A 13,484-nucleotide genomic window follows, 5' to 3' on the forward strand; every position below is an offset into this window, starting at 1 on the left:
AGATACTTCTTGGGTGAGTATTAATAATTAATGGTATAGCTCAGGCCAAAAGTACGACCCTCAGCAGGGATGGCCAACAGGGAGTTGCCATTGGTTACGGCTGCTTGCTGTGCAAATACATTTTTATACTGCTTGTCCCAGACATTATAGACACCAAAATCGACACGGCCTTTCGCTACAGGGAAATGGGCCAAGACATCCATAGTGGTATAGCCTTTAATCTCTGCTGCACTATTACCATCAGTTAAACCTGCGGCTTTTAATGCCTGGTCATCTTTGTAGGCTTCGTCTGTACCTTTAATGGCTTGCATTTGCGCACGTATGCCATAGCCTTCATCATTATTCCATTCAGCAAACAGAGTGCCTTTCACCGGGGACACTGCAAAAGCATTCAGTTCATGCCAGTGATCTGCGGCATCTTTATACTGTCCCCGCGTATAACCCAAGGTACCACCGACCTTATAGTTTTCCATAAATGGGTAGCTTACAGTCGCTTCTGCTCCATAAATGCGTTGATCGGTATCTACCACATTTACTGAACGGTCAGCGTTGAACTGTACAACTTTATCGGAAGTGTTATAGAAACCCGTTAGACCCAAGTTGAGGCCGTCGTCCTGATTTAAGCGCCAACCCAATTCATAGCTGTTGACCGTGATCGGTGCAATACCTGACGTCGTTAAGGTATAGGCAGCTACATCACGCAGCACCCGTTGTACATCGGGATAACTATAACCTTGTGAGAAATTGGCATAAACTTGCTGCGCGTCTGTTAACTCATAGACTGCACCTAAATTGAACAGGAACTTGTCAGCATCGGTAGAGTCAGCCGCCATTAAAGTAATCGGATTGCGTGCGGTTAAATAACTGTCAGTGTCTGCCTGAACATACTGATAACGCACACCGGCCTGAATATTTAAACGATCCGTCAGTGCATAATCACTTTGTACAAATGTGCCAATATTCTGGATTTCTGTATCCGGTCCAGAACCTTGTTTTTCACCTGTCGGGGTATAGACCAGGCCATTGTGACTTGGCGTATAGAAATCAGCCCACTGATGGTCTTTTTCCCAGTCATAGTCCAGGCCATAAGTCAGCTTTAAATCTCGCTCGGCCACCTGCAGGTCAGATTGAACAGTAGAGCGAATCCCGGCATAGTCCACATTGGATTGGCTTTGCTTTACATTCACGCCATCTTTTGAATAACCATACGGTACAAAACGCGCTTTTTCATTACGGTAATACGCTTCAACATTCAAAATTTGTCCCAGGAAATCCTGGTTTTGATACTGGGTATTAAACGCATAGCGTTCTGTAAATGGTTGTTTATCTAAACTCCACCCTTTAATGGCTTTATAAGAAGGCTGTGTCCCTGTTTGCAGATAAGAATAGTCAGGACCATATTCGGTATCCTGTTCATCATTATAATATTGTGCACCAAAACTTAAGCTTTGCTTATCGGTTAAATTAAAGTTTAAACGACCATTCACATCAAGCGTATCGGTATCCATCGTGCTGCCCTGCCAAGGGCTTAACGAGATACGGTCGCCGTTACCATCAAACTGCGAACCCCGACTGGTATAATCTACCCCTAAAAAGCCGTCCATCTTGTCATGACTAAATGAAGCAGTCTGCCCCACTTGATAAGCTAAACTGTCACGACGGAAATTATCAGCCGATGTCAGGCCTAACTTGGTCTGAAAGCTGACCGGTTTAGATTTGTCCGCACGTTTGGTAATAATATTAATAATCCCGCCCGTCGCACCTGAACCATAAATACTGGTCGCACCTGAAACCACCTCGATATGATCAATCATATTCGGACTGATGCTGTTGAGCTGACGCGCCACATCGCGCGAACCGGTCTGTGAAACTCCGTCAATCATCACCAGTACATTCCGCCCACGCATGGTCTGACCATAGTTACTGGTGGTTCCACTACTAGGTGCCAGTGAGGGTACCAGCTGCGCTAAAACATCTGCTACTTTTCGACTCGCTCCAGCCTGTTGAGCAATTTCTTCACCTTGAATGGTCTGCACAGTTCCCGCAACTTCCGCAATTGTTTTAGGGGTACGGGTTGCTGTGACCACAATAGGAGAAAGCTTTATTGTTTGATCTGAACTTTCAGGCTCCTTCGATGCAGGACCAAACTCTTCTGCGTACAGTTGTGAAGAAATAGCGACACTAAGAAAACATAGACTAAATTGAGATAGTCGCATTTTTAATCCCCTTACACAAATATTAATAATGAAGCAAATAATAATCATTACTATTATCAATGTAAATTTTTTATTGCCATATTTACTGTTTTTTATATCCTTTTTCGATTTGCTCTTAATGAATTAAGCTAAATCCCTAACTAGGGAAATCCAAATTTTAAAAACGATAAAAAATGGTGAGCTGTGTCTAGAATTTTGGCTAGGATCAGAAGCATTTTAGCCAATAAAGATGTTTGGCAAAAAATCTATTCCTGTTATTGATATAGATAAATCTTGTTGCTTAAAAATATTTTTTTAACTGCTGTGTGAATTCAGTTTAAATAGGTCTTATTGTATAAAAAACAGTTAATTAAAAATCAGCCCTGAATGGGCAGGGCTGATTTTTAACTGGTTGATGTCGCATTTATTATGAAGATAAATCTACACACAGATATTTCATTTCAAGATATTCATCAATACCGAATTTAGAACCTTCACGTCCTAAACCAGATTGCTTCACACCACCAAATGGCGCAACTTCATTAGAAATGGCACCGGTATTAATTCCGACCATGCCATATTCCAATGCTTCACCCACACGCCATTGACGCGCTGTACTCTGTGTGAATATATAGGTAGCCAGGCCAAACTCGGTATCATTTGCCATCGCCACCACTTCTTCTTCCGTGTGGAAGCGGAATAACGGAGCCAATGGACCAAAAGTTTCTTCTTTAGCCACTTTCATGTCCTGGGTTACTTCAGTCAGCACGGTAGGCTCAAAGAAAGTGCCCCCTAGACTTGAACGTTGGCCACCAATTTTAATCTGCGCACCTTTGCTCGCGGCATCTGCAATATGCGACTGCACTTTGGCAATTGCATCTTCATCAATTAACGGGCCTTGAGTGGAACCGTCTTGACGGCCATCACCCACTTTTAAATTAGCCACAGCTGCAGTCAATTTCTCGGCCAGCGCATCATAAATGCCATCTTGCACATAAATACGGTTGGCACAGACACAGGTTTGACCGCTATTACGGAACTTGCTGACCATAATGCCCTGAACCGCCTGCTCCAGATTGGCATCATCAAAAACCAGTACTGGCGCATTGCCACCCAGCTCAAGTGACAGTTTTTTGATGGTTGGCGCACATTGCTGCATCAGAATGCGGCCGACTTGAGTCGAACCGGTAAAGCTCAGCTTTTTCACTGTATCGCTTTCACACAAGGTTTTGCCCACTTCAATGGCATCGCCACTAATGTGCAATAATACATCTTGTGGTAAACCTGCCTGCAAAGCCAGCACTTCCAGAGCATAGGCTGTTAATGGCGTTTGCTCGGCCGGTTTAACCAGCATAGAACAGCCGGCAGCAATTGCAGGGGCAGCCTTACGGGTAATCATGGCTGCAGGGAAATTCCACGGCGTAATTGCAGCGGTGACCCCAATTGCCTGTTTGATGACCAGCAAACGCTGATTCGGCAGCGTTGGTGTCAGCACTTCACCGTCAATACGGCGTGCCTGTTCAGCAAACCAGCGGATAAAGGAGGCAGCATAAGCAATTTCACCGCGCGCTTCAGCTAAAGGCTTGCCTTGTTCAGCAGTCAAAATCTGAGCCAATGACTCTTTATTTTCCTGCATCAAATTAAACCAGGCCCACAGCACGTCAGCGCGTTGTAATGCTGTTTGTGCTTTCCATGCCGTCTGTGCCGTCTGTGAACGAGCAATTGCTTGTTCTACCGACGCACGGTCATGAGATTTCACCCATGCCAGCGTGTCATGTGTTGCCGCATCTTTAACTTCGATGTAATCACCTGTTTCAGGTTGATCAAAATGAATATCTGGATGCTGTAATAAATCTTTATATTGCGCTTGAAGCATAGTCATTACTCTTCAATTATGCTGCAGCAGAAAGTGCAAAACCTTGTTTTAAAATGTTTAAGCCAGCACGGAATTGCTCTGCAGGAATCGTTAAAGGATATAAGAAACGAATCACATTACCATAACGACCACATGTCAAAATGAGCAAGCCATTTTGCATGGCATAGTTTTGAATCGCTTTGGCTTGATCAGCCGTTTCCAACTCAACAGCAACCATTGAACCTAAGGCACGAATATCTTTGACAATAGAAGAAGACTGTTTCAGTTCATTTAGAACCTCAACTAACTCTGCACCTAATACATTGGCGCGTTCACAAAGACCTTCTTCTTCAATCACATCAATAACTGCATGTGCTGCAGCAACTGCAATCGGACTGCCCGCATAAGTACCGCCTAAGCCGCCAGGATTCGGTGCATCCATAACTTCAGTACGACCAACCACGCCAGAAATCGGGAAACCACCGCCCAGGCTTTTTGCCATCGTGATCAGGTCTGCTTTGGTTTCGTAGTGATTCATGGCAAACAGTTTACCGGTACGGGCAAAACCTGTTTGCACTTCATCTGCAATCATCAAAATACCATGCTGATCACACAATGTACGTAAACGCTTTAAAAATTCTGCCGGTACAACATTAAAACCGCCTTCACCTTGCACAGGCTCAAGTACGATTGCCGCCACATCATGTGCAGCCACATCTTCAGCAAAAATGTCTTCAATGCTTTGGATGGCATCGTCCACAGTAATGCCTTTTGACTCTACCGGATAGCGTGCATGGAAAACACCCGCTGGCATTACCCCAAAGTCACGTTTGTAAGGGGCAGTTTTACCCGTCATGGCCATGGTCATGAATGAACGGCCATGGAAACCGTTACCAAAAGTCACAATGCCGTGACGGCCAGTATAGGCACGGGCAATTTTAACTGCGTTTTCTACTGCTTCAGCGCCGGTAGAAAAGAATGAGGTTTTTGCAGGACCATCAATCGGTGCACGCTCATTGATACGCTCAGCAAGAGAGACATAGCTTTCGTAAGGTACAACCTGATAGGCGGTATGGGTAAATTTTGTTAATTGTTCAGTAACAGCAGCAATAATTTTAGGGTGACGATGACCGGTATTCAGTACCGCAATACCACCTGCGAAATCGATATATTGATTGCCTTCGGCATCCCAAATTGTCGAGTTCTCTGCTTTCTCCGCGTACCATTGACACATGACACCAACACCACGAGGCGTCGCTTGCTGTTTACGTGCATTCAGTGCAGAGTGTTTACTGTCCATTTTGTATCCTCATTCTTGATTCATACATTGTAAAATTTTGGCATCCATATCATGTGCTTGATGATATGCAAATGACTGATTGATCTTCCTCATTTTGCGCTTTTATCGGCCTGATACGAGAGCCACTTTGAATCAGATAGACAGAGCCAATTCACCCCACCCCGAAGATTTTAAAAATCAAAAAAACAGGATAATTATATACAAATCATAAGCTTGAAATTACACCATAAAAAATAGCACCTTTTTTACAAGGTGCCATTTTGATAACTAAGAGCAAAAATTTAAAAATTATACATAAACAGTAAATTCAGCAGCCGGCTATGGCCTGCTGCATCTCCTTGCGCCAAAGAACCGGCATCACCACCAATGAATACATCATTTTTACCGGTGATATATTCGGCTGCCAGCGAAAACTGCTTAACATCCAGCTGAGCACCCAAAATATTGCGTGTAGATGTGGCAAAACCGGACTTCTCTTTGTCAAAGACGGTATAGCTGACATAAGGCGTCAGATCGTAATCTTTGTAAAAATCAGTCATTTGATAATCCAGATTCGCCACATAATAATTGGCTTTATTGGCCACATGATACTTCGATTCAAAAGAACCTACCGTCGCATAATCTGGATTCTCTACAGCCTGGGTATCTGCGCGATTCTGTCCGGCAGTCAGGGTCAGGTTTGCATTCTGGTAGTTTAAGCGACCAAACACATTCCATGCATTGCGATGCCCGGTTTGACCATTGCGGTTATTTTCCAAATCTGAATACCAGTAAGAGCCGCCGACATTCAGCTTAACCGGGCTGTCCTGCAGCGGAATCTGCTGATTGATGCGTGCAACCCACATGTTTTTTTCTTCAATGTCATCGGTGCTGGCATCTTCCGGCTTGACATAATTGGCCGCATAACGCGCCGCATCATCACCAGTGCCGGCAAAACTTCCCCCATCACGCACAAAATAAGCCACATTGACCTTGGTATTTGTACCGAGCTGCTGCTGCCAGTTAATACCCAGATTATGCACATCTTCCAGTCCGGCATTGTCCATTGAACTGCCGTACCAGCTGCTGCTCCAGAAGCGGCCAATACCAAAAGGCATATCTTGCAGACCCATGGTGATGCGGCTGTCATCATTCAGCTTATAGCCCAGGTTGGCATTCACCAAGGTTGAAAAATCACACAGGGTATCATTTTGATAGCAACGGTATTCCACATCGCCGAACAATGACTTGGCATCATATTTCAGGCTGAGTTTCGCCGCATTAAACTTTAATTTATGGTCACTGTCCGAATAATCCTTATCCTGATAATTCGCTCGTAGCCACCCCGATACGGTCAGTTTGCCTAAATCGGTATCGGCATCTCCCCAAGAGAGCGTATCTGCCTGCACGGTGGCAGACATCGTAAGGGTACTGGCGACAAGCGCACAGAACGAAAATGGTTTCACTAAAAAACGTTGCGACATCATAGAAGCCCCAAAAAAGAAATAATAATCTTCAAAACCAGGTCACTGGCATAAGCAAAATTTCTGACCAAATCGAATCAGCAAAGGCGTTAAATATCCAAACTTATGCCGGGTCAAATATTGCATCCTGCAAGAGACCCTACCCTTAACCTGGATAGATGCCGCGCTCTTGGCGAGCCATCAAAATCCGTTCACATGCCAAAATATAAGCTGCGGTACGTAAAGAACATCCGGCCTGCATGGCCTTAAGCCAAACGTCATGCACGGCATTTTTCATGATTACGTCCATGCGCTGATTGATTTCTTCTTCTGTCCAGAAATAGCTGGCAAGGTCTTGTACCCATTCGAAATAGCTGACAGTCACGCCACCGGCATTGCAGATCACGTCCGGTACAACCGTGATTTGACGCTGACTCAGGATTTCATCCGCTTCAGTGAGGGTCGGACCATTAGCCCCTTCCAAAATGATCTTGGCTTGAATGGTTTGGGCAACCTGCACATCAATCACCCCTTCCAGTGCCGCCGGAATAAATACTTCTGCGGGAATTTGCCAGAATTTTGCCGCCGTGATTTCGTCGCTTGCAGCAAATCCCTGAATCTTGTGATGGGTGTTTGAATATTCCATTAACTTGGGAATATCAATGCCTTGTTCCTGATATAGGGTTGCGGAATGATCCTGTACGCAAATCACTTTGCTGCCATTTTCATGAAACAGCAAGGCGGCTTCGCTGCCGACATTCCCAAATCCCTGCACGCACACCCGGGCATCCTTTAAATCCAGGTCAATTTGCTGAGCCACTTCACGTCCGCTAATATACACGCCACGTCCTGTAGCTTTACTGCGGCCTAAAGAACCGCCAAGATGCACGGGTTTTCCGGTCACCACACCGGTAATGGTAGAACCGGCATTCATGGAAAAGGTGTCCATCATCCAGGCCATGATTTGCGGATTTGTCCCCACATCCGGTGCCGGAATATCTTTTTGCGGCCCAATAACCAAATTGATTTCTGCGGTATAACGCCGTGTCAATCGTTCCAGTTCACGCTTGGATAACTGGCTTGGATCAACCCGTACCCCGCCTTTGGCACCACCAAAAGGTAAATTCAGCGCCGCACACTTAATCGTCATCCATGCAGACAGTGCCATCACTTCATCTAGATTGACATCCGGATGGAAGCGTACACCGCCCTTGCCCGGACCGCGGGTCAAATTATGCTGAACCCGATAACCTTCAAAATGCTGAACGCTGCCATCATCCATAATCACCGGAATATCCACAATCAGGCTTCGTTTCGGGCGTCGCAACATATCCAGTCTTTCCCTGAGTTCACCCAGATAAGGAGCCACTTTATCCAGCTGTTTCAGATAATTGTTCCAGGCCGTCGTACCGTGCTCGGTATAGGTGAGCCCCTTCATCATTGTGTTCATTGCATGATCCTGTTTTTTGTATGCAGACGCATTTCCTTGCGGCCGCAAAAAATATAAATTTATCTCTGCTTGTCGGCATTTATTGATCCAGCTCTGTAGCCAGCGTGATCTGGGCTAAAACATACAGCATGGATTTTTCGCTTTGGCTTTAACCAAGATATGTGTATATTGCCTGCCGTTTACAGGCCCGTATTTACATCCACTGCGCAAGAACGGGATACTTTACAATTACTGCCTGACCAGATTATTTTGCACATACCGATATCGCTCTCACGAGAGCCACTTTGAATTTGTAGGAGAGAGCCAATTGCGTAGCTTGCTTGGAGACTATTTGCTGCAGCGATTACAGCAAGATATCGATGGAACATTGCAGCTGCGATTATTTCGCTGCTTGCGCAATGCCATAATTGATGGCGTATTGGCACCCAAGACTCGCCTTCCGGCATCCCGCGATCTGGCCAAAGAGATCAAGGTTTCCCGCAATACGGTATTAAGCGCGTATGAACAATTACAGGCACAAGGCTATGTCGATGCCCGCACAGGACAAGGCACCTGGGTCACAGATAAACTGCCTGAATCCTTTTTAGTCAAGGCGGAAAATAGCAACGCCCCTATTCAAGAAAAAAAATCTCAGCAAAGTTACAGCTTGTCTCAGCGCGGCTCTTACTTAATCGGCTATTCAGCAGCTTCGCCTTATCAATGGGGTGCCTTTGTCCCAGGTGCGCCAGATGTGACAGAGTTTCCGCATCACATTTTTAGCAAAATTCAGACCCGTTTGAGCCGTGAACCGGAAATTACCCGCTTGATTTACAGCAATGCCGGCGGCTGTCTGGAACTGCGCCAAGAACTGGCGGAATATCTGAAAATTGCACGTTCGGTGCAATGCGATGCCGATCAAATCATTATTACCGAAGGCACGCATCAGGCGATTGATTTAGTCTCGCGTACCTTGAGCGACATTGGCGATGAAGTCTGGATCGAAGACCCAGCTTACTGGGGCGCCCGCAATATTTTGCGCATTAACGGGGTCAATCTGCGTTCACTACCGGTCGATCAGGAAGGCATTATTCCTGATCTTGATCCGAAAGTACCTCCCAAGCTGATCTTTGTTACACCTTCCCACCAGTATCCCTTAGGTTCACATCTAAGCCTAGAACGGCGCAAACAGCTGATTGCAATTGCCCGGCAGCATAAAAGCTGGATTGTGGAAGATGATTATGACAGTGAATTCAGGTTTTCAGGCCAGCCCTATCCGTCTTTACAAGGATTGGAACCTGATTCCCCGGTCATTTATATGGGCACATTCAGTAAAACCATTTATCCTGCACTGCGTATCGGCTATCTGGTGGTTCCGAAGAAACTGTTTTCCCCGCTGCGCATTGTGGCCTCAGAACTCTATCGCGGTGGACATTTAATTGATCAGAAGGCACTGGCAGAATTTATCCGTGAGGGCCATTATGAGGCGCATATCCGGCGCATGCGCTTACTCTACAGTAAACGCCATGCATTTCTGATTAATTTAATTCATCGCCATTTAGGTGAAGATTTTCTGCACGAATACAACACGGCAGCAGGCCTACACCTGATTTTAAAACTGCCAAGCAGCAGTGATGATGTCCTGATTGCGTCGAATGCACTTGATCAAGGTATTAAGGTCAGAGCCCTGTCGCAATACTATACCAAGCACTATTCTACCCGGCAGAAAGGATTACTGCTCGGTTTCGCCTGCGTGAGCGAACAAGAAATATTGGTGGCTTTCGGCGTACTGTTAAAATGCTTGCGCGACAATGGGATTCATACTTTAAATTAGTAAAATTTCGATTCTAATTAAAATTTTATTTTTAAAATCAATATATTTTCGGCCTGTTTTTAAACAAGGAGTAAAACCTTTTATGGCCCCTTCATTTTATTTAGTCTTTATTTTTCTGTAAACATTTCTTTCTGTAATTTTCACCTTTTTAACGCAATTGGCTCCCTTCAATAGCTAAAAAATGGCTCTCGTCACCTGACAACAAAAAAGAGAAATTAGCAGCATACATACACAGCATGTAACAGTTTTGTAATCAAAGTGTGATTTTTCATGTGTTTATAGAAACATCGGCTTTATTAAGTTTAACTTAAAATTAATGAAGTGATTGCGAATTCGGTTACAGTTTCAAAGGATAGATAGTGTACACAAGGTAGAGAGCTCTATTGCTGTTGCACTATGGATATTAAGGGAAATTATATGGCAGAACATCAACATGTCTCCACGCCCGATTCATCACACGGCTTAAAAAGTGGACTTAAGTCACGTCATCTTACAATGATCTCGATTGCCGGGGTAATTGGTGGCTCACTGTTCATTGGCTCTGGTAATGTAATCTACTCGGCAGGTCCCGCTGCAATTTTGGCCTATGCCTTTGGTGGATTGCTCATTCTATTAATCATGCGCATGCTGGGTGAAATGGCCGTTCTCAACCCGGATAGCGGTTCATTCTCAACTTATGCTGATCGTGCAATTGGCCGCTGGGCAGGTTTTACCATTGGCTGGCTGTATTGGTGTTCTTGGGCATTACTGATGGGCTGGGAAGCGTATGTCGCAGGTAAAATCCTCAACAGCTGGTTTCCGTTTATCCCCATCTGGGGCTACATGCTCCTAGTTATTGTGTCATTGGTTGTCGTTAACTTACAAAATGTCAAAAACTATGGCGAATTTGAGTTTTGGTTTGCCCTGATCAAAGTGATCGCAATTGTTATTTTCTTGGTCATTGGTAGCTTGGCAGTTATGCACTTATGGCCGTGGAGCCAAGCAGGTGTGTCAGGTATTACCCATTTAACCTCTGAAGGTTTTATGCCCAATGGTTTCTCTGCGGTAATCACGGCATTACTCGGGGTTATGTTTGCCTACATTGGCGCTGAAATTGTGACGGTGGCTGCCGCAGAATCACAAAACCCTGCACGTGAAATCCGCAAAGCATCTAACTCAGTGGTATGGCGTATCATGTTGTTTTATGTCGGTTCAATGCTTATTACCGTCTGCCTTATTCCACATAACAATCCACTACTCAAAGACCCAACCTGGGGAACCTATAGTGTGACCTTAACTGCACTCGGTATTCCAGAAGCAAAACACATTGTCAATTTTGTGGTCCTGACTTCAGTGTGTAGCTGTTTTAACTCTGCACTCTATACCTGTTCACGTATGCTGTTTTCATTGTCAAAACGTCACGATGCACCGAAAAGCTTTGGTTTAATCAACCGTAATGGTAGTCCTTGGATGGGTGTTCTAGTGTCATCATCATTCGCTTTATTGGCAACCTACCTGACTGCCACTGAAAGTATGAATGTCTACGACATCTTTATGTTAGCGACAGGTACAGCGGCACTCTATGTCTATCTCACCATTGCCTTTTCTCAATTACGTATGCGTAAGAAATTAGAAGCGGAAGGACAAGTGATTGACTTTAAAATGTGGCTATTCCCTTGGCTGACTTATGTGGCAATCTTCTTTATTATTGGCGCCCTGATTACCATGCTGGTTGAAGGAACATATTTCAAAGAAGTGACTTATACCAGCTTGCTTGCGCTCTTTATTGTCGGATTAGGCATCTGTGCACAAAAATTCAATTGGGGTAAAGATTCACAAAAAAAAATTTCACAAAATAGAATAAACTTGAGCGACAATATTTAATGCTCAAGCTGATAAAATAAATCTTGCTGACAGAATCAGACCCAGCTGGTAGGTGAATGTTTAATCTAAATTTTCACCTACCAATCGCAATAAAAAAATCTTTTATCATTCAAAAACTGCTCTTCTTTGATCAGCAGGCTTTCCAAGCCATTAAACTGTTGCATCCTGTTTGGCATACTTTTCCATTAGTCTTAACCATTTTTCACGTTTTAGCTCACTTGAACCGCGAACAGAACCAATATAAGCCGTTTTGATCTTTTTTATACCGCAGAATGCTAAGGTGGTTTTTTTCAGCTGCCGAGTACTCGGTTCACCATAATACCATTTATAGAACCAGCCCGGCTGGTCCAATGTGGTGATGATTCTGGCTGTTTTATTGAATAAATGCCCTTGGATATGGTGGCTGTTCTCCACATAACTAAAAGCAGTACTAGGCAAAAATACACGGTCAATAAAACCCTTTGTTATTGCAGGCAGTCCGCCCCACCATACTGGAAAAATCCAGACCAAATGATCAGCAAGCTGAATTTTTTTCCAAGCCTCTTTTAAATCCGGCTCGAGCTCCATTCTCTTTTCATAGCCATGTTTCAAATTAGGATCAAAATGCAAGAGCCCTACTTCAATCAAATCAACCTGTACATTGGACTTTACCAGATAAGATACATAGGCTTCGGTTAAGGCAGCATTAAAACTGGTTTTTGAAGGATGCCCATTAATAACAACGATTTGTTTATCTGTACTCAAACTCATAACAATCTCTATAATTGAACCATATTTTTCAAATTACAAGTGATATCTGAAAACAAGTAGCAAATTTATCGTATAAAATTTAAGATATCAATTGTTATCTCATTTCTTTTATCTTTATGAATCCAGCAAAACTTTCACGCGATGAAAAACAGCTTAAAACCCGTCTGGCGCTCATTGAATCTGGATTTTCACTCATTTCCAGTCATGGTTATGGGGCAGTTTCTATTAGAAATATCTCCAAGCATGCCAATTATACTCAAGGGGCTTTTTATTCTAATTTCAGCAACAAAGAAGATTTTTTATCGGAATTAATGCGATTACAGTTTGAAAAGGAAAATATTCAGCTTCAGAAAATAATATCCACAGAAAACTCAAATATTGATCATACTATTGATGGACTCCGGATTTGGCTTAGTGATTTTTTTAATAATTTTGAATGGTTAAAAATATCCATTGAACTGCAATTATATGCAGCTCGTGATCAAGCTTTTGCATTGGAATATCAAAAAATTTGGCAGACGCATCAAGATGAAGTCGCCAGAATTTTAAGCAGACTCATTCCAGCAACGCAATTGGTCGATCAGAAGCGTATTGAGAACATAACTGTTGAACTCATCTCGTTAAGTTATGGTTTAGCCTTGCAATATATGATTTTTAAAGATGACATTGAAAAATATATAGATATTATTATTAAAAGTTTAAACCACAGTCTTGAAGTCCTAAATACGGATATAAATTGAAGCCAATGTCTAACAACTAGAAGTAAGCTACATTTTTATAATAAATATATGAAAATAAAAAAGCCACTTATTTAAGTGG

Annotated in this window: 9 protein-coding genes; 3 read left to right on the forward strand and 6 right to left on the reverse strand. The window is 43.6% G+C overall.

Annotation, left to right across the window (positions count from 1 at the left end):
* Positions 1 to 20 precede the first annotated feature (20 nt).
* The 5 genes from BLP85_RS03960 to BLP85_RS03980 all read right to left on the reverse strand — a co-directional run bounded on the left by BLP85_RS03960 (position 21) and on the right by BLP85_RS03980 (position 8,230).
* Entirely contained in the window at positions 21 to 2,216 is a 2,196-nt protein-coding gene (locus tag BLP85_RS03960) for a TonB-dependent receptor (protein WP_092818817.1), read from the reverse strand.
* 406 nt (positions 2,217 to 2,622) lie between these two features.
* The gene (locus BLP85_RS03965; protein WP_092818818.1) at positions 2,623 to 4,071 is read right to left on the reverse strand and encodes an NAD-dependent succinate-semialdehyde dehydrogenase; all 1,449 of its coding nucleotides are present in this window, start codon (positions 4,069 to 4,071) and stop codon (positions 2,623 to 2,625) included.
* Positions 4,072 to 4,087: 16 nt separating this feature from the next.
* A complete protein-coding gene (gene gabT / locus BLP85_RS03970; RefSeq protein WP_092818819.1) occupies positions 4,088 to 5,350 on the reverse strand; it encodes a 4-aminobutyrate--2-oxoglutarate transaminase in 1,263 nt (420 codons plus the stop codon).
* Positions 5,351 to 5,631: 281 nt separating this feature from the next.
* The gene (locus BLP85_RS03975) at positions 5,632 to 6,813 is read right to left on the reverse strand and encodes a TonB-dependent receptor (protein ID WP_409449178.1); all 1,182 of its coding nucleotides are present in this window, start codon (positions 6,811 to 6,813) and stop codon (positions 5,632 to 5,634) included.
* 145 nt (positions 6,814 to 6,958) lie between these two features.
* A complete protein-coding gene (locus BLP85_RS03980) occupies positions 6,959 to 8,230 on the reverse strand; it encodes a Glu/Leu/Phe/Val family dehydrogenase (protein WP_171259644.1) in 1,272 nt (423 codons plus the stop codon).
* Positions 8,231 to 8,549: 319 nt separating this feature from the next.
* Between BLP85_RS03980 and pdxR the strand changes: the two genes are divergently transcribed.
* Together pdxR and BLP85_RS03990 are read left to right on the forward strand one after the other, a co-directional pair.
* On the forward strand, positions 8,550 to 10,052 hold the full coding sequence (gene pdxR, locus BLP85_RS03985; RefSeq protein WP_092818822.1) for a MocR-like pyridoxine biosynthesis transcription factor PdxR: 1,503 nt from the start codon (positions 8,550 to 8,552) through the stop codon (positions 10,050 to 10,052).
* A 417-nt stretch (positions 10,053 to 10,469) separates the two neighbouring features.
* Complete coding sequence (locus tag BLP85_RS03990) at positions 10,470 to 11,915, forward strand: amino acid permease (RefSeq protein ID WP_092818823.1); 1,446 nt, start codon at positions 10,470 to 10,472, stop codon at positions 11,913 to 11,915.
* 150 nt (positions 11,916 to 12,065) lie between these two features.
* On the opposite strand, the gene BLP85_RS03995 is transcribed toward BLP85_RS03990, so the two are convergent.
* Entirely contained in the window at positions 12,066 to 12,665 is a 600-nt protein-coding gene (locus BLP85_RS03995; protein ID WP_092818824.1) for an NAD(P)H-dependent oxidoreductase, read from the reverse strand.
* 116 nt (positions 12,666 to 12,781) lie between these two features.
* Here BLP85_RS03995 and BLP85_RS04000 point away from each other — a divergent pair, with 116 nt between their 5' ends.
* Complete coding sequence (locus tag BLP85_RS04000) at positions 12,782 to 13,405, forward strand: TetR/AcrR family transcriptional regulator (protein WP_092818825.1); 624 nt, start codon at positions 12,782 to 12,784, stop codon at positions 13,403 to 13,405.
* Positions 13,406 to 13,484: the final 79 nt, after the last annotated feature.

Source organism: Acinetobacter kookii, from assembly GCF_900096895.1.
Taxonomy (GTDB): domain Bacteria; phylum Pseudomonadota; class Gammaproteobacteria; order Pseudomonadales; family Moraxellaceae; genus Acinetobacter; species Acinetobacter kookii.